This is a genomic window from Enterococcus italicus (assembly GCF_023743875.1).
Taxonomy (GTDB): Bacteria; Bacillota; Bacilli; order Lactobacillales; family Enterococcaceae; genus Enterococcus_G; species Enterococcus_G italicus.
Genome location: NZ_JAMRVB010000001.1, coordinates 240,611 through 264,451, shown reverse-complemented (window position 1 = coordinate 264,451; position 23,841 = coordinate 240,611). Strand labels below are relative to the sequence as shown.

The 23,841-nt window shown below is 40.5% G+C and carries 17 protein-coding genes and 1 pseudogene; 4 read left to right on the top strand and 14 right to left on the bottom strand.

What is annotated here, in order from left to right:
- Positions 1-719, top strand: a pseudogene (locus NE257_RS01255) (ISL3 family transposase); the annotation flags it as partial.
- A 124-nt stretch (positions 720-843) separates the two neighbouring features.
- Positions 844-2,115 (top strand): ISL3 family transposase, encoded by a 1,272-nt coding sequence (locus NE257_RS01250; RefSeq protein ID WP_251885613.1) that lies wholly within the window; start codon positions 844-846, stop codon positions 2,113-2,115.
- 482 nt (positions 2,116-2,597) lie between these two features.
- Here NE257_RS01250 and ppk1 read toward each other — a convergent pair whose 3' ends face one another.
- The 11 genes from ppk1 to NE257_RS01195 all read right to left on the bottom strand — a co-directional run bounded on the left by ppk1 (position 2,598) and on the right by NE257_RS01195 (position 16,513).
- The gene (gene ppk1 / locus NE257_RS01245; protein ID WP_251854924.1) at positions 2,598-4,721 is read right to left on the bottom strand and encodes a polyphosphate kinase 1; all 2,124 of its coding nucleotides are present in this window, start codon (positions 4,719-4,721) and stop codon (positions 2,598-2,600) included.
- A 7-nt stretch (positions 4,722-4,728) separates the two neighbouring features.
- Positions 4,729-6,279 (bottom strand): Ppx/GppA phosphatase family protein, encoded by a 1,551-nt coding sequence (locus NE257_RS01240; protein WP_251885612.1) that lies wholly within the window; start codon positions 6,277-6,279, stop codon positions 4,729-4,731.
- Positions 6,280-6,450: 171 nt separating this feature from the next.
- Positions 6,451-7,329 carry a PPK2 family polyphosphate kinase gene (locus NE257_RS01235; RefSeq protein WP_251885611.1) on the bottom strand — a complete coding sequence of 293 codons (879 nt, stop codon included), beginning with the start codon at positions 7,327-7,329 and terminating at the stop codon, positions 6,451-6,453.
- A gap of 215 nt (positions 7,330-7,544) precedes the next feature.
- Positions 7,545-8,639 (bottom strand): PLP-dependent transferase, encoded by a 1,095-nt coding sequence (locus NE257_RS01230; protein ID WP_251885610.1) that lies wholly within the window; start codon positions 8,637-8,639, stop codon positions 7,545-7,547.
- Positions 8,640-8,652: 13 nt separating this feature from the next.
- On the bottom strand, positions 8,653-9,834 hold the full coding sequence (locus NE257_RS01225; RefSeq protein ID WP_251885609.1) for a MalY/PatB family protein: 1,182 nt from the start codon (positions 9,832-9,834) through the stop codon (positions 8,653-8,655).
- Between the two features lie 11 nt (positions 9,835-9,845).
- A complete protein-coding gene (locus NE257_RS01220) occupies positions 9,846-10,799 on the bottom strand; it encodes a homoserine O-succinyltransferase (protein ID WP_251885608.1) in 954 nt (317 codons plus the stop codon).
- A 318-nt stretch (positions 10,800-11,117) separates the two neighbouring features.
- Entirely contained in the window at positions 11,118-11,891 is a 774-nt protein-coding gene (locus tag NE257_RS01215) for an HAD hydrolase family protein (RefSeq protein WP_251854928.1), read from the bottom strand.
- 31 nt (positions 11,892-11,922) lie between these two features.
- On the bottom strand, positions 11,923-13,074 hold the full coding sequence (locus tag NE257_RS01210; RefSeq protein WP_251870204.1) for a cation:proton antiporter: 1,152 nt from the start codon (positions 13,072-13,074) through the stop codon (positions 11,923-11,925).
- A gap of 138 nt (positions 13,075-13,212) precedes the next feature.
- A complete protein-coding gene (gene icd / locus NE257_RS01205) occupies positions 13,213-14,484 on the bottom strand; it encodes an NADP-dependent isocitrate dehydrogenase (RefSeq protein ID WP_251885607.1) in 1,272 nt (423 codons plus the stop codon).
- 336 nt (positions 14,485-14,820) lie between these two features.
- A complete protein-coding gene (locus NE257_RS01200; RefSeq protein ID WP_251885606.1) occupies positions 14,821-15,468 on the bottom strand; it encodes an NADPH-dependent F420 reductase in 648 nt (215 codons plus the stop codon).
- A 1-nt stretch (position 15,469) separates the two neighbouring features.
- The gene (locus NE257_RS01195) at positions 15,470-16,513 is read right to left on the bottom strand and encodes an Atu2307/SP_0267 family LLM class monooxygenase (RefSeq protein ID WP_251851134.1); all 1,044 of its coding nucleotides are present in this window, start codon (positions 16,511-16,513) and stop codon (positions 15,470-15,472) included.
- Positions 16,514-16,694: 181 nt separating this feature from the next.
- On the opposite strand from NE257_RS01195, the gene NE257_RS01190 reads away from it, so the two are divergent.
- Positions 16,695-17,864, top strand: coding sequence for an SAM-dependent methyltransferase (locus tag NE257_RS01190; RefSeq protein ID WP_251885605.1), 1,170 nt, complete (start codon positions 16,695-16,697; stop codon positions 17,862-17,864).
- 318 nt (positions 17,865-18,182) lie between these two features.
- Here the strand turns inward: NE257_RS01190 and NE257_RS01185 are convergent, their stop codons facing one another.
- A complete protein-coding gene (locus tag NE257_RS01185) occupies positions 18,183-19,283 on the bottom strand; it encodes an SLC13 family permease (RefSeq protein ID WP_251885604.1) in 1,101 nt (366 codons plus the stop codon).
- A 252-nt stretch (positions 19,284-19,535) separates the two neighbouring features.
- Between NE257_RS01185 and NE257_RS01180 the strand changes: the two genes are divergently transcribed.
- On the top strand, positions 19,536-21,239 hold the full coding sequence (locus tag NE257_RS01180) for a glycosyltransferase family protein (protein WP_251885603.1): 1,704 nt from the start codon (positions 19,536-19,538) through the stop codon (positions 21,237-21,239).
- A gap of 20 nt (positions 21,240-21,259) precedes the next feature.
- Here NE257_RS01180 and NE257_RS01175 read toward each other — a convergent pair whose 3' ends face one another.
- Together NE257_RS01175 and NE257_RS01170 are read right to left on the bottom strand one after the other, a co-directional pair.
- The gene (locus NE257_RS01175) at positions 21,260-23,101 is read right to left on the bottom strand and encodes a heavy metal translocating P-type ATPase (protein WP_251886433.1); all 1,842 of its coding nucleotides are present in this window, start codon (positions 23,099-23,101) and stop codon (positions 21,260-21,262) included.
- Between the two features lie 328 nt (positions 23,102-23,429).
- On the bottom strand, positions 23,430-23,841 hold a 412-nt coding region (locus NE257_RS01170; RefSeq protein ID WP_251885602.1), incomplete at its 5' end, for an IS30 family transposase.

Sequence of the window (23,841 nt, the reverse complement as noted above, 5' to 3'; positions counted from 1 at the left end):
ACAATTCTCTTCCCAAACATCTTCTAATTGATGAATTCAAAGGAACGCGTGATTGTGAAGGAGCGATGTGCTTTATTCTTAGTGATGCTGATGCTGGCAAAATATTTGATATCTTAGATGATCGGCGCAAATTCAAGTTACGGGCATCCTTCCAACGATTTCCCTTAAAAGCCAGAAAATGTGTGACACACATCGTTATGGATATGAATGCCTCTTACGATGCAGTGACGAAAGAAGTCTTTCCCAATGCACGACTCTCTATCGATCGCTTCCACATCATCCAACAAATGACGCGTGCATTTAATACCCAACGAATTCAGACAATGAAGCAGCTAAAGAAAAGCGATCCACAAGCGCAAAAAGATTACCGAAAGCTGAAAAAATATTGGCGAACAATCCTAAAGAAAAATACAAAACTAAACTACACCTCTTTTAAGCAATTTCCCCTCTTCCAAGGGAAATACATGACGGAGTCGGAGGTGCTTGATTACCTACTCTCTATAGATAACCAACTACGACAAATCTATGAAGTCTATCAAGAGTTATTAGCTGCTTTTGATGCAAAAGATTTTACTGAATTTTTCAATCTCATTGAATCATTGCCACATTCCTTGAATGATGGATTTAAAAAGGCAATTTGTTATCTGAAAAAGCACACAGAAGCCATCACAAACTCCTTAAAATATCCCTATTCAAACGGAAAATTGGAGGGAAAGAATGGTTCTATGATATTTGGTGTTGTTACTCTCAAATGAGTAAGGACACCAAGTTTTTTTTATAACAAAAAGACATTTGGTTGCCCTATAATTAAATCGCTGAACCCAATCATAGGAGGATAACCAAATGTCCATAGTTAAGAATATCAAATGTACTGATGAAAATACAAGTAAATCAATCAAACAAATCCTGAATATCAAGGATTCTCACATTACTTTCTCTAAAGACGCGATTAGTAAAGAGATTGTTCATGGCCGGATGGCCAATGTATTTACCGGCTTATTAACTGGAGAAGCGAATCGTTGTGAAAATTGTGGGTTTGATTCAATTATTCGTCATGCCTACCAAGATAGCTGGATTCAATTGATTCCTTATCAAGAAGTACCCACTTACCTTCATCTATATAAACAGCGTTTTCGTTGTACCCAGTGCCACCATACGTTTTCTGCCAAAACCTATTATGTAGCGGAGAATTGTTACATCTCGCAAGCTTTAAAATTTGCGATAGCTGTGGATTTGAAGAAAAAGATTTCAATGCAAGATATCGCCAAACGATACTTCGTTTCCACAAAAACCGTTGAGCGGGTCTTAGATAGTTTCTTTGAAGAGCCTCGTAAACAGCTAACTTACCTTCCTAAGCATCTTCTGATTGATGAATTTAAAGGGACTAGCGATTGTGAAGGAGCGATGTGCTTTATTGTCAGTGATGCAGATACTGGTAAAATCTTTGATATCCTAGATGATCGACGAAACTTTAAATTACGAGCATACTTTCAGCGATTTACCTTAAAAGCAAGAAAACAGGTCACACATATTGTAATGGATATGAACGCCTCTTACGATGCGATGACCAAAGAAGTCTTTCCAAACGCCCGAATCTCCATTGATCGATTTCATATCATCCAACAAATGACACGCGCCTTTAATAAACAACGGATTCAGGCAATGAATCAGCTGAAGAAAAGCGATCCACAAGCTCAAAAAGACTACCGAAAATTGAAAAAGTATTGGCGAACAATTTTGAAGAAAAATTCAAAGATAAACTACACCTCCTTCAAGCAGTTTCCTCTCTTTCAAAGAAGATACTTAACAGAATCTGAGGTGTTAGATTACCTGCTTTCTATAGACGACCAACTACGGCAAAGCTATGAGGTCTATCAAGAACTGTTGACTGCTTTTGATGCAAAAGATTTCACCGAGTTCTTTGACTTGATTGAATCATTACCACATTCCTTGAACGATGGGTTTAAAAAAGCGATTCGTTACCTGAGAAAGCACAAAGAAGCCATCACAAACTCCTTAAAATATCCTTATTCAAACGGAAAACTAGAAGGAAAGAACAATCTTATCAAAGTAATCAAAAGAATAGCTTTTGGATTTCGGACTTTCCGTCAATAAGCTCTATGTTGACTTTGCTCGCATATTTGCTTGCATGTATTTTTGCTTCTAACTTAATAGAAACACCTTACACAATTGGCTTAATAGAAACACCTTACACAATTGGTTCGTTTGCTTACTTTGTTCAGTTTTCAAAGGTCTACATCGTTGTGCTGCGACAACTTTTATATCATAACATCGTCTCAACGTGATGTCAACAACTAATTTTTATTTTTTAAAATTTCAGTTGTTATCCTCTGTTAGCAACTTTATCATCATATCAAATGAAATGTTATTTGTCAACATGTTTTTTTAATTTAAAAACTGTTTTATCAGTATTTAAATGTTTTGTAACAAGTCAACTTCGTTATATTACCATCGATAGTGGCAGCCGTCAACGTTTTTTTAATTTAATTATTAAAATAATCATAAAAAAATCGCCGGTATAGCTACTCAAGGCGCTATACCGGCGATTTTTTAGATTGTTTCCTTCATTTCCTTCGCTATTTCTTCCATAAATGACGAATGCGTTTCACCCAAGTTGGACGATTTTCTTGTGATTCTGGGTATTTTTTTGGTTGAATGGCTTGTTGTTCAATTGCATTGGCTACAAATGTCGCTTGTGCCGAAAAGAAAGAAGTGCTCACCTTTCTTTGATACGTTCCATCATTTTGCAAATAATAGGATTTATAGTCATCCTTTTGATAGATTTGGACAATATCGGCCATTTTTTGTTTGGCCTTGGCTTCCTCAATAGGGGCAGCTATTTCTACTCGCAACATCATATTACGGGTCATCGCATCCGCCGATGATAGCCAATACTCTTCATGATCGGTCACAAAAGAGTAAACGCGACTATGCTCTAAAAAGCGGCCAACAATACTTTTTACTTCTATTGTCTCACTTTTATCTGGAATACCTGGTCTTAGACAGCAAGCACCGCGAATAAGTAAATGAATCGGTACTCCCTTTTGACTTGCTTCATATAAGCTTTGAATAATCACCCGATCAGTGAGTGAATTCATTTTAAAAAAGATAGAACCCGTCTTTGTTTTTTCATAATAATCCGCCGTTGCTGAGATTTTTTCTATTAACATTTGGCGAATGCCTTCTGGTGAGACGGCTATTTTTTGATAGTCGGGGCGTTCTCTATATCCACTCAAATAATTAAAAAAGGCGGTGACATCTTCGACATAAGAAGTATGAGAGGAGAACAAACTAAAATCAGTGTAAATCTTTGCCGTCGATTCATTGTAATTGCCGGTACCAATATGTACATACTGTTGCAATTGATTCCCGTTTTTCTTGACTACTAAGGTCGCTTTACTATGTGTTTTTAAATGCATTAAGCCATACGTAACATAACAACCCGCTTCTTCTAATTCTTGGACCCAATGTAGATTATTTTCTTCATCAAAACGCGCCTTCAACTCAACCAGCGCAGTCACTTGCTTGCCTGCTCTAGCAGCTGACTTCAACGCTTCGACAATCCGTGAATTTTTTGCCATGCGGTACAACGTCTGTTTAATGGCAATCGTATGTGGATCTCTAGCAGCTGTCTCAATAAAAGAGACGACTGACTCGTAGGAATCATACGGGTGCTGAATAAGTACATCTTGTTTATCTAATGTCTCATACAATTTGGTACCAAGCCATTGTTGATTGACATAAGGTCGAAACACTGGAAAAACCGCGTCAATGCCTTCTTTACTTAATTCTTCTAAATAAGAGAACAAATACGTCAAATCTAAAGGACCCGGTATGCTATAAATGTCTCGATCTTTTAATTCCAACATGTGGGTTAAAAACGCAATATCCACACTTTGTCTATCCTGTAGTTCAGAAATTTCTAATCGAGAAGGCAATCCTTTCGAGCGCTCTTGAATGTATTCTTCCATTTGGATGAATAGATTTTCTTCTGTGTCTTCTTCAAAAGCTAAATCCTTGTCATACGTAATTCGAAAGACAAATGAATGCACAATCTTCCAACCGACAAATAATTGCGCTAAATGTTGTTCAATCAAATCCTCAATCAAAATTACTTGCTTCATTCCTTCGACTTGGATATACCTTGGAAATAATGCTGGTAGAGGGATAATCGCTCGTTCTTCCCGATCACCATCTTTTACCCGCACAAGTAGGTGGGCTTTTTTTTCGACAATTTTAGGGAAGGCATGATACGCGTCAAGAGCAATTGGTGTAAGTGATGGCAAAATCATCTCTTGGAAATAAGCAGTCATCTTCTCTTTAGCTGTATCGGAAAGCTCTTGGTACGCCACTGTCTCATACCCCATATTTGCTAAATTACTAAGTAAACTTTGATAAAGTGTGTATTGCTCTGATACATTTTCTGTTTGGATGGCAAAGAGTTTTTCAAGTATCTCTTCTTGTGTCCAACCCGTGCGAGAGTCTACTTTTTCTCCAGACATACGCGCCAGGCTCTGAATTCCTGGTACTCGAATCATAAAAAACTCATCTGCATTGTTGCTTGCAATAGCTAAGAAGCGCAACCGCTCTATTAGGGGGTTTTTTTCATCTTTTGCCTCCTGAATAACACGCTTATTAAATAATAACCAACTTAAATCTCGATGAAAATAATCTCTGGACGTATAAGGAGAATCTTGCACCGATTTCTCACTCCTTCTTCTCACTTCTAGTAAACTCTAATTTCACTGACTTATTGATTACTGCTTCAAAATTTTTCTTTTGACGATTTGCACGATACGATTCAGCCAATGGTTCCTTCGACCAATCAATAGCTAGGACATAAATTTTTTTATCCTTTGTTAAAGAGATACTGCAGATTTCATTAACTCTTGTAATCAATAACGACTCGGTGAATTTAATTAAACTCCCTGCTTGACGAATTAAACTCAATTCTTGAGAGCTAAACCAATCCGGTACGTTTTGCAAAAACTTGCGGGTCAGCGATTTGTTTTTGTAACTAGCCAATAAAGCGAGTGCGACGCGTTCTTTATGCGTGAAGCCATTTAAATTGCTATTTGCTAGTAAGTAAAACGAATGCATCGAGCTATCATCTTCCTCTATATAAGAGCCAATATGATACAAAAAAGCAGCATAGTAGACATATTGCAATAATTTAGGATCAAGCGTCACAAGTCCTTCCTCTTGGCAAAGCGTCAAGAGTTTTTCTGCCAATGCTCTGCGCTTTTGCGCTAATGCTACATCGATACCGTAGCTTTCGGTCATCCGCATCAGCACACCTTCAACGACTCGATCTGGATCATATACTTGCTCGGTCGTATTACTTAATTCCTTCAAAAGCAATCCTTCACGCAATCCTTTATTACAAAAAACAAATTTTTCCGCTTCTGTTATTTCACAAAGCGCCAAAAAAGTGAGGTTCGCTGGCAAAATAATATCGGCACGATCTTTACTTAAGCCGTCTAAATTTTGTAACTCTGCTAAGGTCAAGCTTTGAAACAATTCACTTGTTTCATTCAAGTTCGCTTTCGTCATTTCATATTCATGGATACCTGATAGTGGATAATTCGAAACAATCTGATAGACACTAGCAATATTACGAGCACTTCCCCCGATGCCAATGATCGGCACATCACGTGGTTTTATCCATTTTTGACTAGCAAACTGTTTTCGCACATAGTCTTTTGTTTTTTTTATTGCTTTTGAATCATTGGGTTCTTTATTTTGAAAAAAGAGATTTTTAAGCGTGACCACACCAAATGGGAAGCTATGAGAATGTTGAATCTGGTTGTCTTTAAAGTACGTCACCTCCGTACTGCCTCCGCCCATATCGACCGTGTATCCTTCCGAGAATTGTGTTGTCCGTACGACGGCGTATTGGCCATAATAGGCCTCTTCTTCTCCTGATAATAGTCGCAAGTTGAGCTTTGTTTGTTCCGCTACTTTTGCCAATACTGCTTGCCTATTGGTTGCTTGTCGGATAACTGCAGTAGCCGTAGCTATAATTTCATCCACGTCAAACTCGGAAAGAATCTCTTGAAAAAGCTGAATCACTTCAACTAATTTCGCTGTCCCTGACTCACTTAGTTCTTGGTTTTCATCTAAGTACTGATACAGACGAGCAGGCAATTTCACATTTTGCAATTGAGAAATATTTCCTACTGGGCTCACTTGGTAAATGACCAAACGAACGGTATTCGAACCAACGTCAATAATCGCGACTTTTTTCGTTTTTCCCACTACTTCTCCTCCGTTTCTCTTCCACTCTTATCATACTAAAAAATAACCAACTTTACACAATGAATCACTTCAATCTCTTGGAAAATTGCAAAAATTCTGTAAAAAAGAAGTAAACCTTACGTAAACAAAACATGATCACCTTTCCAAGATGGAAAAGCAATCATGTTTTTCTTATTCTTCCTTTTCCAAAACCTTTTTACTTCGCTCGAGCGCAGCCTCTTGCTCCGCCGACACACTTGGAAATGCTAAATCCATCTTTGCAAATTGCTCATTGATAATCTCGCTGACCAATAAACGTGAGGTCCACTTGTCATCAGCGGGAATAATGTACCATGGGTTGGCTTTGGTTGCCGTCGCTTTGATGGCTTTTTCGTAGGCATCTTGATAATCATCCCAATATGTCCGTTCCTTCATATCTGATTCGGAGAACTTCCAGTTTTTTTCTGGCAACTCGATTCTACGTAAGAAGCGATTTTTTTGTTCTTTTTTGGAGACATGCAAGAAAAATTTTAACACGACAAATCCTTCACGCGCTAAATAGGACTCGAACTGCTTAATTGATTTGTAACGATGGGTGTAAAATTTTTCAGTAATATCTTCTAATGAATCAACCCCAGGTAGACGTTCCTGCAACAAAATTTCCGGATGTACGCGAGTAATCAAGACATCTTCATAATATGAACGATTAAATATGCCGATGTCACCTCTTCTTGGCACTGCTCGGTGGACACGCCACATGAAATCATGGTCCAATTCCAATGTTGAAGGTTGTTTGAAACTAGTCACAACACAACCTTGTGGATTGACTCCACTCATGACGTGCTGAATCATACTGTCTTTGCCAGCTGCATCCATCGCTTGGAAGATAATTAACACACCTTTTCGATCTTGTGCATAGAGCTTTTCTTGGTGGTCTTTTAAATCTTTGATATTTTTTTCAATTTCCTCTTTGATTTCTTCTTTTGATAGCTTTAACTCACTGGCCGTTTTGTATTCAGATAGTTGAAAATCTTTTGCTTTGGTCACTTGATATTTTTTTGTCTTAGCCATACGCTCACCATCCTTTCTTCTATTAGACAGCGTTTTCGTTTATTCAGCAAGTCAAACGCTTATTTGCTATTTTTCAGCTTGTTATTTGGATTGACACAGCTACCCGATCATTTCAGATCGTTCTAAAAAAAGAGTGTGACAACTGCTCGTCGCACTCCCTTAGATTCCAAAGTCACCCCATTGGCAATACTATGGATCCCATTCGTACGGGTCAATTACTCAAAGACGTTCGCAGCTCGCGCAAAGTCGGCAATAATATCATCAGCGGACTCAATTCCCACTGACACACGCAACAAATCAGGTGTTAAACCGTATGATTCGCGTAATTCTTTCGGAATATCTGCATGAGTTTGTGTCGTTGGGTACGTAATTAGCGTTTCTACTCCTCCTAGACTTTCGGCAAAAGTCACCAATTCAAACGCCTCTAAAAACGTGCCTACTTTTGATTCATCCACGACACGAAGACTAACCATCGCTCCTTTGCCAGGATAGATGACTTCTTTGATGCCTGAAAGTTGCTTCAAGGCAGCCACGATTGCTTGAGCATTGGCTTGTTGCTTTTCAAAGCGCAATGGGAACGTTTTTAGACTACGGATGAACAACCAACAGTCAAAGCTACTTAAAGATGGCCCAATTGTATTGGATAGAAAGACTAAGCGTTCGCCTAATTCTTTGCTTTTCGCAACAACCACCCCTGCTAGGATATCGTTGTGGCCAGTTAAGTATTTGGTCGCTGAATGAATCACTAAGTCTGCCCCTTCATCCAATGGTTTTTGAATCAGCGGAGTAAAGAACGTATTGTCGACAATCAATAACGCTTGGTTTTGATGTGCCAAGTCAGCAACTGCTCGGATATCCGTCTCAGCCATAAGTGGATTGGTCGGTGTTTCCAAAAACACTGCTGTAACTTCTGGCGAAAGCTGCTCTGTTAACTCCTCTAATGAAGAAAAATAACCAAAAGAAGCAATCCCGCGTTGATCTAATTCTTGAAAATAGCGGTAACTACCACCGTATAAATCACGCGAAACCAAAAAGCGACTACCATTATCAAATAGATCAAAAACCAAAGCAATCGCACTCATCCCTGAGCTTGTGACAATTGCTTGGGCGCCATTTTCCAGTACTGCCAAGCCTTCTTCTAAAATATCGCGCGTAGGATTTTTGGTACGTGTGTAGTCATACCCTGTACTTTGCCCTAGTCCTGGATGAGCAAAGGTAGTCGATAAATAAATTGGTGCACTGACAGCTCCTGTTTGCTTATCAGAGCGATTGCCAAGTTGTGCTAAATACGTGTCAAGATTGCGTGTCATTTTTCCGTCTCCTTTATTGCTTTGCAGCGAGTATGAATTGCTTTAATGCCTGTTTGATAATATCAGGTGTGGTTGCCAAATTGATTCGGATGTAATGCTTGTAAGCTGGCGAAAACCATTCCCCATAATCAATGGCTAACTTGGCCTTTTCTTGTATGAACTCTTTCACCGATTCTCCTGCTAGGACAGACTCAATATTTAGCCAAGCTAGATAGGTACCTTGTAGCGGGCTAATCGTGATTTCAGGTAACGCTTCTTGTAAAGTTGATTTGATGAATAAGTAATTTTCTTCGATGACTTGCAGAAAGGCTTGATGCCACTCATCACTACTTTGGTAAGCAGTTTTTGCTGCGACTTGTCCCAAGACACTGATTTCTGTTTGTCGATGCTGCTTTGCCCACTTTTGAAACTGGGTCCGTACCACCTCATCTGGAATCCAAATATGCGAGTGCAACAAGCCCGCAAAATTAAAGGTTTTTGATGGGGAGTTGCAGACAATCAGATTACGAAAGCCCACTTCTTTAGCGACGGTCAAAGCGGAGACAAACGTATGATTGTGTACGACTAAGTCTGAATGAATTTCATCTGACAACAAGCGCACATTGTATGTTTGACATAGACGTAAGACCGCTTGTAACTCATCTTTGGTCCAAACACGGCCAATTGGATTATGCGGTGAACACAAAATAAACAACTGAATATTTTGCGTCTTAAACAGCTCTTCCATTTTCACTAGATCCATCGTATAGTCCTCATCATCGTTTAACAAAGGTGCTTCTACTAACCGACGATTTTGGTCTTTAACGCTATTGAAAAACGGATAGTACACAGGTGTCTGGATCATAACACCGTCTGCTTCATTAGTGAAACAGGCAATCAAATCATAAAGCGATTGAACCACCCCAGTTGAAAAGATGAGCCATTCTGCTTTGACTTGCGTACCCTCATGGCGGTCTTGCCACCCTTGATAGCTAGCGACATAGTCAGCTGAACGAATAGAGTATCCATACGCGCCTTCATCCACACGCTTCACCAGTGCGTCTTTGACTACTTGATCAGTCGAAAAATCAGCATCCGCTACCCATAATGGCAATAACTCCTCGGAGCCAAAGCGTTCCTTTAAGGCATCCCACTTTAATGAATCTGTTCCTTTTCTAGTAATTGCATACTTGTCAATAAATGTCTTTGTGTCCAAATCGCTCACTCCTATTCTTCCAATTGATACTCATCTGGATGATGAAATTCCGCTTGACCGACTTGAGTTAAATCAAACGGTGTCCGTTGATACACATCATTTACCCAATTCATGAAGAGCAAGGATGCATTTGAACGCCAAGTGTTCGGAATCGTTTCATTGTGTTGGTCATCTTCTTGATAATAATACTGCGGCTTTTCTGTTGCGACACCTGTTTGTTGATCACGCAAATACTCTTCTTCCAATGTCTTTGTATCATATTCAAAATGCCCGAGCAAAAAGATATTTTTTCGGTTGTTAGATACTAAGATGCTCGGGCCAGTCTCTGCACTTTTTGCCAAAACAGTCAACGGTGTGTTGGGTATTTGTTCCTCACAAATGCCGGTATATCGAGATTGGGGGGAAGCAAAAGGATTCGAAAAGCCTCTTAGCAGTGGATGAGCATGTAGTATAGTTTGCGAAAACACACCAAATAATTTTTTCTCATACAATGTTTTTTCAATACCGTAATGATGAAACAACCCCGCCTGCGCTCCCCAACAAATGTGTAAGATTGACGTGCAATGCGTCTGGCTCCAGCTCATGATTTCGACCAACTCTGACCAATAATCAACGTCCTCAAAAGGCTTTTGTTCCACTGGCGCACCGGTAATGATCAACCCATCTAAATTTTCTTTCATCATCTCTTTCGGTGTCCGATAAAATCTTTTCAGATGATTCTCACTCGTATTTTTACTTTTATGATTCGCCATGCGTACCAAGCGAATATCCAATTGCAACGGGCTCATTGAAAGCAGTCGTAATAACTGGGTCTCCGTTTGAATTTTTTTTGGCATTAAATTAACAATGCCGATTTTTAGCGGCCGAATATCTTGTCTTTGTGCACTTTGATCACTTAGCGCAAAGATGGATTCCTTTTTTAATATTTCAGCAGCTGGTAAATCTCGAGCGATGATGATTGGCATAGCTGGCTCCCTTCCTATAAATACAAAAAAGCCCCTTTACCGTCAAACGATAAAGGGACGTCAAATACGTGATACCACCCTAGTTCGTATTACTCTCACAAGCAATACCTCACTTAGTATTAAATACTGAGTCATTTAACGGTAACTAGCCGTCTGCAACGCGTGAACGATGCAAATACTCAGAGTTCATCTTCATTTCTTACTATCTGTCTCCATTTCCACCATCAGGAGTCTCTTGAACAAGCAAGTAAATTACTCTTCTCATCACAGTACTTCTCATATTATTTTCATCATTCTATAATGAATAGACGCCATTTGTCAAATCCAACCAAATTTTTTACACGCATAATAAATGCCGTCATCGGTATTCGCCTTCGTGACAAAGCTCGCTTGTTCCTTTAATTCTGGCACGGCATTGCCCATCGCGATACTTGTCCACCGCTTGTCAAACATCACTAAATCATTCACATCATCGCCAAAGACCACGACGTCTTCGATTGGCGCTTGAAGTTGCTTCATCATATGAAGAATGCCGACATTTTTATCATCAAATTGATACATTAAGTAATCTGGCACATAGTATAAATTGGCTAAGGTATCTTGGGATGGTAACTTTTCGTGACCGTGCTTTGGCAGAGCGAAATACATTTTATAAATTGCGTCGACTTCATCAATATCTAGAGTCGGATTAATCACGTAATTCGTCGGTTCTTTACGTTCTCCGACTTGCTCACGAAATAAATCATTCGGCGCGTATACGTCAATCGAATCATCCAATGCTAAAAGCGAACCAACGCCCGCTTCTTGTGCTTCCTTGTAGATTTGCTTCGCCTTAGCCAGATCAAGCGAACGATTTTCACGTAAGATTCGATCGATAACGATTGCTCCTCCACCGGCACACACCATATTATCAATGCCGAGTGTTTCCATCAAAGGGACAGCCTTATAATGGGCCCGACCAGTCGCTATCGCCACAAAATGTCCTCGAGCCTGCAACTCTGTTAATGCAAGTTGTGCACTTGGGACGATTTGATTGGTGGTGCGGTCTGTCAACGTTCCATCAATATCAAAAAAGAAATATTTTTTCTCCATCAACAACGCTCCATTCTTGTATGCCTTTATTTTAGGCAGAATAGACTTTCTTTGTAAAGTACTTCAAGAAAAATGGTGACAAAAGAGTACTTACAATAATCACAATCACCATTGGACCAAACAATTCATGCGGAACAATCTTGGCTTTATCGCCCAGTTGTAAAATAATCAAAGCCATCTCACCTCTAGAAATCATCCCAGATCCTATCATCAACGACGAATTTGTGGAAAATCCGACCAGACGACTGCCTATAAACCCTCCTGCTAATTTACTAACTAAGGCTAACACTAGTAACACGATGATAAAGAGTCCTTGGCTTGCGAGTTGTTGAAAAGAAATCGTCAAACCAATACTGACAAAAAAGACTGGAATAAACAAACTATACCCAACAATTTCCACATTTTTAAAGACTTGTTCTTTAGCAGTCGTCTGCCCGATTGCGATTCCTGCAAAAAAAGCTCCAATCACAGAACTAAGCCCCACAAGATCTGCTAAAAATGCCATACCTAAACATAAGACTAACGAGGCAATCACAATCGAACCCGTCACAAACAATTTTTGACTAATCGCGATAACTTTTGGGGCCAACCAACGAATCGTAAAAAAGATAAAGCCAAAATACAAAACTTGCTCAAAAAAGAGCAGTGGCAAAGGAATCGATGATGTACCACCCTCTTGAAAATAAGGCAGACTCAAACTAAATAACACGACCACCAAAATATCATCTACGACAGATGCTCCTAAAATAGTCGCTCCTTCTTTTGTTTGCAATGCACGTAATTCTTTTAATACTTCCACCGAGATGCTCACCGACGTAGCAGCTAAGATCATCCCGGAGAAAAGGGCTACTTTGAACGAAAAGGCGAATGCCATCGTCCCCGCCGTCCCTAAAATTATTGGTAAAATAATTCCTAATATAGCCACTAGAAAAGCTGGCTTTGCGTATTTACGCAACAAAGCTAAATCACTTTCCACGCCAGCTAAAAACATTAAAAAGATGACGCCTAATTCTGAAAATTCATGAATCATTTCTGTCGATTGTAAAAGCTTTAAGCCTCCTGCCCCTAATAAAATTCCCACGAGCAATTGCCCGACAACGCCTGGGATTCCGATACGCTTTGCTCCATGTGAGACCAATGTCGTCGTGATCAAGATCAAACATAGCTGCCCAATAAATTCCATTTTTATTCCTTCTTTCTAATTAAATGAAGAAAGCATAGACTTCACGTGTGCTTCTCCCGCCCCTGAAGAAACGCACCTTGAAAGCTATGCTCAACCATTTTTTATTTATAATACTATTGTACCAAATTTTTGTGTCAATTACTTAGCCAAACCATCAAAAATTTGCTGACTGAACTCAGACAAGGAAACTTCAGTCGCTCCTGGAAGTAATCGAGCAAAGTCAAATGTCACTTTTTGTGAAGAGATAGCAGCTTCGATAGCTGCTTCAATCGCATCTGCCACCTCGGCCCACCCAAGATAACGAAAGAGCAATGCTCCAGATAGCAAGACGGAGCATGGATTGACCATGTTTTTACCCGCAAATTTAGGAGCTGTACCATGAGTCGCCTCAAAGATAGCATGCCCTGTCTGGTAGTTAATATTGGCTCCTGGTGAAATGCCGACCCCACCGACCGTCGCAGCCAAGGCATCGGAGATATAATCACCATTTAAATTCAAGGTCGCGACAATCTCATGATCTTCCGGACGTGCGATCAATTCCTCTAAGAAAATGTCGGCAATGCAGTCTTTCACGATGATTTTGCCAGCTTCTTTCGCTGCCACTATAGCTTGATTGGCAGCTTCTTCGCCTTTTTCAGTCTTAATTTGTTCGTAAGTCGTCCAAGTAAAGGTCTGCTCAGCAAACTCTTCATTCGCAACTTCATAGCCCCATTTTTTAAAGCCACCCTCAGTAAACTTCATGATATTGCCCTTATGCACAAGTGTAACCGTCTTGCGATGTTGCTGAATGGCGTAGTTGAAGGCCGAGCGGACCAAACGCTTTGTTCCTTCGACCGAGACTGGCTTGACACCGATAGCACTCGTTTGCGGGAAACGAATACTCGTCACTTGTAGGTTTTCTTGTAGAAACTCAATCAGTTCGTGCACTTGTTGACTGCCTGAAACAAACTCAATCCCTGCATAGATATCCTCAGTATTTTCTCGGAAAACGACCATATTTGTCCGCTCAGGATGCTTCATCGGTGAAGGCGTACCTTCAAAGTATCGGACCGGACGCACACACGCATACAAATCCAATTGCTGGCGCAGTGCCACATTTAACGAGCGAATCCCTCCTCCGATTGGCGTCGTCAATGGCCCTTTGATAGCAACTAAATACTCACGAATCGTCGCAAGTGTTTTCTCGGGCAACCATTCTCCCGTTTGTTGAAAAGCCTTCTCACCAGCAAAGACTTCCTGCCATTGAATCGCACGACTGTCCCCATATGCGACTTCGACCGCGCGATTAAATATCGCTTGCGCCTGTGTCCATATTTCTGGGCCAATGCCATCGCCACTAATAAACGGAATAATCGGAAAGTCAGGAACAACCAATTTCCCATCTTTCATCGTAATCTTTTGAAATGTCATGACAAACTCTCCCTTTATCTCAGGTTAATATTGAAGAAAGTATACACGGTTTCTTTTTCATTGTAAATTCATGTAATCAATTGTAATCTCATCATTTTCTCATAAAATTACCAAAAATAGCGATTCAATCGACTTTGACCCGATGAAAATTTCTTTTTGCGCCGCCCCTAGCACATCATTGCCATGTAATGAATACGAACATAAAATGAAGAGAGTATGACAAAACTCGTCAAACTCTCTTTAATATAGATAAACGTAAGTTCAAACTTACTACCCGCACGATCTAAAATTCCAAACTTTATCACTCAGAAACTCTACTTCTATCCGAAGCTTCATTCATCCTAGTTGATTAAAAATGGTTAGAAAGGCCTCTTTTTCCAAATTCGCGCCAAAGAGTGGACTACCCGGTTCTAACTTAACACCCTCTGCTAAGTACCCAATTGGCAACGCATCAAAGCCAAATGACTCAATCAGTTCTCTGACTCTCTCAAGTGCCCATTCATCATCACCGGCGTAAGCAATTGCCTTGCGCTTAGGCACACCCTTCGCTCTTGCTTCATCCGCTAGGTCGTGATACCCCATATGATTAAATGCTTTCACGACTTTGGCAGTTGGCAAAAGTTGTTGCACTTTTTCAGAGGAAGAGTCTGCCCCATTGGAAAAAGAATTCTCCTTGCCATCGACTTCCCACCAGTAATTCATCGCATCTATCACCAACTTATCAGCAAATGAGACGTTTTCTAGCTGCAACAAATTGCTAAATTTGCTCAGTGGCAAGGCTAAAATAAGCACATCATTTGCCGCAATCAGGCTCGCCGTATCAACTGCCTTTGCTCCTGGTGCCAAGACGTCAACAGTCAACGCTATCGCTTCGGGCGGTCTCGAGCTAGCAATCATTACGTCATAGCCAGCTTGTACTCCTAATTGTGCTAACGTCAAGCCCAGTTTTCCTGCACCAATGACTCCGATTTTTTTGTTACTCACGTTACTCACCTTCTGCCAATAATTCTTTCACTCTTGGAATTACAGCCCCACCGTATAATTCGATGGTCTTTAGGCGATCTGCTTGTCTTTGACCACCCGCACCGTAGACCAAATCAAAACGTTCGACACCCAATTTAGGCATCGTACGCGCAATTTTTTGGGCGACCGTCTCTGGATCACCGACATAATATGAACCTTCAGCAATTTCAAATTCAAAACGCTCTTTCGTCATTCTTGCCCAGCCACGATCCATACCCAGACGGTCCATGTATGTTTTTAAGTAGTCCCAAGCAATTTGATACGCCTTTTCATTGGTCTCTGCAATGACACCATGGGAATGCATGCCAACCGGTAAAACGGGGCGATTCATCTGCTTGGCCGCTCGTTGGTACAAATTAACATACGGTGCAAAACGCACAGCTTCTCCACCAATAATCGCCAACATCACAGGAAAACCGTAGCGAACCGCTCGTAAAATTGATTCTGGCGAGCCACCAACACCAACATACGTATCCAATTTACGATTATTTTCCATCTTTGGATAAATTGTCGTATCCTTCAGCGATTGTGTAAATTTGCCTTCCCAAGTCACAGGATCGCCTTTAATAATTTCGCTATACATCGCAATTTTTTCTTCAAATAATTCATCATAATCACGTAAATCATAGCCAAAAAGTGGGAAAGACTCCGTGAACGACCCGCGGCCAAGCATGACTTGCGCACGGCCATTTGATAGTGCATCTAATGTCGCAAAACGCTCATAGACACGGACTGGATCGTCTGAGCTAAGTACAGTCACACCCGTTCCTAATTTAATCCTTTTCGTTTTGGTCGCAAGTGCTCCTAAGACAACCTCAGGACTAGAAATAGAGAACTCTTCTCGATGATGCTCTCCTAGAGCTAATACATCGATTCCCAGTTGGTCAGCTAAAACTCCTTCTTCTATAATTGTTCGCAATGATTGTGCATAGCTATAGCGCTCATTTGTCTGATCGTCAAATGCTACATCGCCAAATGTATCTAATCCAAATTCATAGTTTTTCATATAATAATCCTCCTGAATCATTTCTAAAGATACTATACCAAGAAATCTGGATAATAACGATAAATATGCTTACATTTTGTAAGTATATAGTGAACCCTTCTCATTTCCCGAGAAATATGCATTGCAAATTTTCAGAAAAAGTCATAATCTTTAAGTAACACCTATACTAGGAGATGACAATATGTTAGAAAAAGAAGTCTATAAAAAATTATTCTCTGAATCCTTTTCTCTTCCCGTCCGCGTGAATTATTGGGATGGCACGACAGAAATGTATGGAGATACCACTAAAAAAAATCCAATCATCATTACATTTAATGAGAAAATACCACTAAATGCTCTTACCAAAAATGCCTCACTCGCTCTTGGAGAAGCCTATATGAATCAAACATTACTGATTGATGGCGATATCCAAGCACTCATAACCGACGCTTACCTTCACGCAACAAGCTTTCTGCGCTCAACTAACTACATTAAATGGCTACCAAAACTAGCAAAACACACCAAGAAAAATAACCTTCACGATATTCATATCCACTATGATTTAGGCAATGACTTTTACCAACTATGGCTCGATCCTACATTAACTTATTCTTGTGCCTACTTCCAAACACCTGAAGACACGCTCGAACAAGCTCAAATAAATAAAGTGCATCATATCTTAGACAAATTATTCATCCAACCCGGCGAAACGTTGCTTGATATTGGTTGTGGCTGGGGCACACTCATGCTTACTGCAGTAAAAGAGTATAATGTAAAAGCAACCGGCATTACCTTGAGCAAAAAGCAATATGAATATATTACACAGCGCATTCAAGAAGAAGGCCTACAAGATCGCTGTGAAGTGATTCTAGAAGATTATCGTGATGTGCGCGATGTATCTTACGACCACATTACCAGTGTCGGTATGTTTGAACACGTCGGAGCTGATAGCCTAGAAGAATACTTCGCTGTCATCAAACGACTACTCGCTCCAAAGGGAACAGCATTGATCCATGGTATCAGCCGGCAACAAGGCGGAGCAACAAATGCTTGGATTAATGAATACATTTTCCCTGGCGGCTATATTCCTGGTGTTGCTGAGCTTACACAGCACATGCAGACCAATGACCTCCAACTCATCGACCTAGAAAGCTTGCGCCGTGACTATCAGCTTACTTTGGAACACTGGACGAAAAATTTCCACCAAGTGAAAGAAGCAGTCTTAAAACAACAAGACGAACGCTTCTATCGTATGTGGGATTTGTATTTACAAGCCTGTGCCGCATCATTTGAATCAAGCAACATAGACGTCATTCAATACCTCTTGGTTCATCCAAGTAACAACACTATCCCCATGCATCGCAATTGTTAACAGAGGTTGTGACAAAAGCGCTTAGCTCCGAGCGATAAGCTCAGAAATTCCGAAAATTGATTTCCAAATTTTTGGGAATTTTTGACTTATTGTCCAAGGAGCTGCTTTTGGAACACCGTTTCAAGAGGTTGCGACAAAAGCGTTTAGCTCCAAGCGATAAGCTCAGAAATTCCGAAAATTGATTTTCAAATTTTTGGGACTTTTTGACTTATTGTCCAAGGAGCTGCTAAGAAAAAAACAGAAAATCCAGAAGTTAGCAAAATAACTTCTGGATTTTCTGGTCTTTATTTAGCTGGACACTTCTGTCTCAGCCTATTTTTAAATAATTGAAAATAGTAACAAAAACACTGCCAATAAGCCAAAATTAACCACTGAAAAATACGTAAAGAAGCGCCCTTTTTGATCGCCACTATAGACAGAAAAGACTTTATAGCCGATTAAGTTAGCAAGGGACGCGATAATCGTACCCATCCCGCCAATATTCGTGCCCAGGACCATCGCCCGTCCATGGTCGGTAAATGGTGCTAATAAAAGTGCCGCGGGAACATTACTAATTATCTGACTCACACCAGCTGATACCCAAAGTGTCATACTAGCATTTTGTACACTTTGGCGTAGAAACTGCGCTAGTTCTTCATTTTCCGCTAAATTCCCGACAATGAAAAAGAAACAGATAAACGTCCCTAATAGTAGATAATCCACCTTCTTGATAACTTTAGGGAACGAAACCAAAACCAACCCCACTGCCAAGCCAACCCACCACCAACTCGTCAAGAGATTCGTCACATAGGCCAGCATCATAAGTAGCGAAAACCAAGGACTAATTTTCCATGAAATGTTCGCTTGTTTCTTTTCTTGTTCGATGTGAAAGGACTGATTCGGTACGAGCATTGTCAGACTGAGTAAACTAAAGAGTGCTACTAAGAAAAATGGCAAGACCCATCCAAAAAATGTCAGCAACTCTAGCTGATAATAGGAAAACAAATAAATATTTTGCGGATTCCCCGTTGGAAAGACACTACTTCCTAAATTAGCCGCTAAAATAAGCAAGACCGTCCCAAAGACTAATTCTTTTTTCGTCAACGCTTGATTGGCGATTAGCAAAAAGACGGGCAACAACGTCAAAATTGCCACATCATTTGTTAAAAACATCGATGCCACAAAAGCCAACCCTACTAATGCCTGTACCAACTGTCGCTTCGTCGCAGTGATGGCTGTCAGTCGGTCGGCTAACCAATTCAAGACACCCATACTCTTTAATGCCTCAATGACGACCATCAAGCCAAATAACGCCAATATCACTTTACTATCAATAAACCCCACATCAAATCGCCCAAAAAGGCAGCTCACCACAGCACCTATCAAAGAAATCGTAAAGGTCGGATCTTTCGTCAAAAAGATCTTTAATTTCTCACCCACCACTTGTCACAACACTTTCTATTAAGAGTGTCTTTAAGTATAGCATTGTTTGTAGCGTATGAGGAACGGTTCATATTTCTCTCAGACCGTTATAAAAAACGCCTTCAATCTGAAGAAAGTACAAAGGTTTTCGGTTCGTTCATGCAAGAATACCTCACTTACGCTATGCTTAAAGTATCGGTGCTTTTTTCCTTTTATAAAAGCCCAAAATGAAGTCTTACTATTCATGTATATAAGAAAGGAACGTGACACATGCATTTATTAAAAAGATGGGCTCCTTTTGTCTCTCTTGCCATTATTTCGTTTTTTCTTGTTCTTCCACAAATTCTGACAAAAAATAGTATTATCGGTGCAGATTATATCTTTCACTACAATCGTTTTTACGATGCTGCAATGCAAATCAAAGAGGGCAACTTCGAGTATTTTCTTTCATTTTATGGCTTTCAATCCTCTGGAAGAATTGTCAATGCCCTCTATGGTCCGTTGATGGCCTATCTACAAGGTGGCCTTGTCCTACTCGCTGGGACTTGGTTTCGGTACCAAGTCTTATCGAATTTTGTGATGTATCTTTTGTCTGGCAGTACTTTTTATTACCTGCTGCGTCGCCACGGTCGTTGTCAAGGTGTTTCACTAGTAATGGGCATTGTCTATATGACAAGCTACTGCACCCTTTATTGGGTCTTTAGACAATCTTTTACTAGCTGGGGAGCCGCACTTTTCCCATTGACCTTACTACCATTAAAAGACTTCATCGAAAAGAAAGAAGTCCATCCAGTGCAACTAGCTGTTGTCCTCGCTCTCATGGTACAGACGCATCTTTTCTCAAGTCTGCTTGTCATAGTGATTTACTTTCTCGCCTTTTGTTTTGTCGTGACGACCGGTGTGACTCGCACTTTCTTTGCCCAACTAACTAAAGCAGTCGGTCTATTCGTTCTACTGACAGCCAATATTTGGGGCTCGTTTCTCTCTGTGTATCTAGGAGATACACTACAGTCACCATTTATTAACGATCAGATGGCCGCCTATTCAATTGATCAACTAGGGAAAAACTGGGTACTCTACCCGCGCTTTTTATTGGTCATTCTTTTTGCCTATTGCTTGTTGTATGCCGTTCGACTGAAGCATCTTTCTACTTATTCTCACGTAATATTTTGGTTATCGGTGTTCTTTGGCCTACTGTCGACCTCCCTGTTACCATGGAACAATTGGGTTCTTGAGCGCGTGCCTTTTGTGACAATCATTCAGTTTCCCTTCCGCTTTAGTGTGCCCTTTATCGTGTTAGGTCTATATGGCTTTTCTGGGCAAATCGAACAACTCCAATGGTACTCAAAAAAATGGCTGCTTGTCGCCATGCCGTTTTGTTTGTTCTCATTTGGTCAGGCTATCCAGGAAACGACTGCCAAGCTCGCTGAATGGGATCACCTTTCAGAGTCGAAGTTTGTCCGTAAGCATACCTATCTGCTCACTGATAACACATCAGAGGTCAAAGAAAGCTTCCACGATCGCAATTTAGCGACCCTTCTGACTCTCGTGCAAAAGTCCACGCCCGATTACTTACCGACTAATAAAGAGTTGACGGGTAATCGATACGATATCTATGCAAAAGAAGTCCTCTTTTCGACGACGAAATTTACCAAACGTGTCCGTTCCAATGGCGACATGACAGTCTATTGGCAAGCAGCTACTACAGGACCAGTCACCTTGCCACTGATTGCCTATCAACAGACTGAGTTAACGCTCAACGGCCAAGCAATCAAGCTAAATACAACGGAACAATCGGCCATCGGAGCCATCACTGTGACCCAACAAAAAGGGCAAAACAAACTAACCATTCGCTACCAAGAGTCCTGGGCTATGCGTCTGAGTCTATGGCTTACACTAGTCTCTTGGCCGACCGTCCCACTTTTAGTAGTAATACACCATCTACGACCAACTAAAAATAGTCAAGTGCCTTGATTGCGCACTTGACTATTTCATTAGTTTTTATTTAGTAATAAACGCAAGCCGTTAACAATGACGACCAAGGTACTACCTTCATGGACGATAACGCCAAACGTAATATTTGCCAAGCCCATAAAGTTCAAGACAATGAGCATCACGACAACAGCCATCGAGAAGACAATATTTTGCATCACGACTTTGTTCAATCGTTTTGAGACGCGGTGCGCTTCACTTAATTTGGCTAAGTCATTGTTCATGACCACCACATCTGCGACATCAATCGCCACATCTGTTCCATCACCCATCGCAACCCCGATATCAGCTTTGACCAAAGCTGGCGCATCATTGACTCCATCGCCGACCATGCCGACGACACCATATGTTCCTTTTTGTTGCACAATAATCGTTGATTTTTCTTCTGGTAAGACATTTGCGACAACTTCATCAACACCCAATGTTCGACCGACCGCTTCACCAGTCAGCTTAGCATCACCGGTAATCATTGTTGTACGGACATTTTGTGAACGGAAGTAAGCAATTACTTGTTTTGCTTGCTCATTAGGTACATCCATCAATGCAATCAGACCAATGACTTGTTGGTTGCATCCGATGTAGATGACTGTTTTCCCTTCGTTTGCTAAAGATTGTTGCTTTTGATGAATAGCATCGCTCACTCCTGTAAAGACAGATGGCTTACTGATTTGATACTGCTTGCCATCTACTGTCGCCTCTAAGCCTGTACCGACCACATTTTCGACCGTCAATTCTCGTACCGCCGCCACATCTTTTAAATATGTCACAATTGCTGTCGCAAGAGGATGATTGGATTGACGTTCCATATTGTAGACAAGCTCTTGGACAAATAGCTCGTCCGCCACATCAAATACATCAAAATCGGTAACTTTTGGTTTTCCTTCTGTTAAAGTACCTGTCTTATCGAACGCAATCGCTTTTAGATCTGCTAAATTAGCTAAAAACGCACCACCTTTGAATAAAACTCCTTTTTTCGCAAGATTGGAAATCCCAGATAGCGTTGCGGACACAGCACTCGCTGCCAAAGCACAAGGCGAAGCTGAAATCAAAAAGACTAAGCCACGGTAAAAACTATCCGACCATGACCACCCCAAAATGAATAGACCCGCTAAAATAATCAATGGCAACAACACCAAGACAATCGCCACATAGCGTGGCTCGAAGCGTTTGATTCTCGTCGCCGTTCGCGACAAGTTCGATTGTGATTGGTTCACTAATTGTAAAATCTTAGCAAAGACTGTGTCAGAGCTATCCTTTGTAACTTCGACGGTAATCACGCCCGTCCCATTAATCGTGCTGCCATAGACTTCATCGCCGACTGTCTTTTCTTTGGGCATGCTTTCCCCATTAATCGAGGATTCATCAATCGCTGTCGTACCACTAATAATCTTGCCATCAGTCGGTACTTGCGCACCATTCAAGACTTTCACTCGATCGCCAATCGTTAATTCAGAGACCGGCACTGTTTTTGTCGTGCCATCTGCTTGAATGAATTGTGCTTCAGTTGGGTTCATATTTAGTAAATTGGTAATTTCGCGACGGCTTTTTCCCTCTGCATACTCCTCTAAGAAATGCGCCCCAGCAAAAATCAAAATCAATAGTGCGGCTTCTTCAAAACTACCAATTACCATCGCACCTACAGCAGCTAAGGTCATTAATAAGTGAATATTAGGTACAAACTTTTTAGCAGTCACAGAATCTCTATACGTATCACCAAATCCTTCCCCCATCACATGGTAGCCAGAAAAGACCACGGCTAGGAAAAAGAGTCCATTGGCCAAAAGTAAAAAGGAACTATGAAGAAATAATGCTACTACAAACAATGCTAGACCAATAAAATACAAAACAACGGGCGATTGTCCATGATTGTGTTCATGTGTATGTTCATGCGTATGGTTATGTTCCTGGCCCTCTTCATAGGTATGATCGTGGCTATGTTCATGACCCTTTTGACAATTTTTATGATTCTCCAAGATAGCTTTCCTCCAAAACAAATGTTCAATTAATCATATGTTGATTCATTCATATTATAATTCAGACATATGTTTTTGTAAAGAAAAAAAAGCATCGAATGAGAAAAACTCATTCGACACTTTGGCATTCGTTTTTTAAGGGCTCTATACTTTTTGATGTTGGTGGATGACACCAGCATCTTTTTTATTTTTTCGTTTGTCAAATTAAGTTAGACAAATCATCTTTTGTGACGTAACTCAAAAATACTTCCATTGGTGTCCGATAGTGTAATGATTTTCTAGGAATATGATTTCGTTTCGATGCCACCGATTGGATAAAGGTTTCAGATACACCATTAAAATCCATAGCTTTATACAAACCATCTTTACGTAATAAGCCATTTGAATGTTCATTCAATCCTCGTTGAGAAGGTGTTCCTGGATCCGCAAAATAAATTGAAATATCGTTGGTATTACTAATCTTTTTCCAATTTGAGAATTCTTTTCCACAATCAAATGTGATGGATTTAAATAAGTTTTTTGGGACACAACGAAACCATTGATTCAGCCTATTTTCAATGTCTTTAGCCTGTCTGCCTTCGGGTTTCAAGGTAATAATGACTTTAGATAGC

Coding starts and splice junctions, on each gene's coding strand:
- NE257_RS01250 (WP_251885613.1), top strand. CDS start 844: ATGTCCATAGTTAAGAATATCAAATGTACTGATGAAAATACAAGTAAA.
- NE257_RS01235 (WP_251885611.1), bottom strand. CDS start 7,329: ATGGCTAAGACAAAAAAATATCAAGTGACCAAAGCAAAAGATTTTCAA.
- NE257_RS01230 (WP_251885610.1), bottom strand. CDS start 8,639: ATGACACGCAATCTTGACACGTATTTAGCACAACTTGGCAATCGCTCT.
- NE257_RS01220 (WP_251885608.1), bottom strand. CDS start 10,799: ATGCCAATCATCATCGCTCGAGATTTACCAGCTGCTGAAATATTAAAA.
- NE257_RS01215 (WP_251854928.1), bottom strand. CDS start 11,891: ATGGAGAAAAAATATTTCTTTTTTGATATTGATGGAACGTTGACAGAC.
- NE257_RS01210 (WP_251870204.1), bottom strand. CDS start 13,074: ATGGAATTTATTGGGCAGCTATGTTTGATCTTGATCACGACGACATTG.
- icd (WP_251885607.1), bottom strand. CDS start 14,484: ATGACATTTCAAAAGATTACGATGAAAGATGGGAAATTGGTTGTTCCT.
- NE257_RS01195 (WP_251851134.1), bottom strand. CDS start 16,513: ATGAAAAACTATGAATTTGGATTAGATACATTTGGCGATGTAGCATTT.
- NE257_RS01190 (WP_251885605.1), top strand. CDS start 16,695: ATGTTAGAAAAAGAAGTCTATAAAAAATTATTCTCTGAATCCTTTTCT.
- NE257_RS01180 (WP_251885603.1), top strand. CDS start 19,536: ATGCATTTATTAAAAAGATGGGCTCCTTTTGTCTCTCTTGCCATTATT.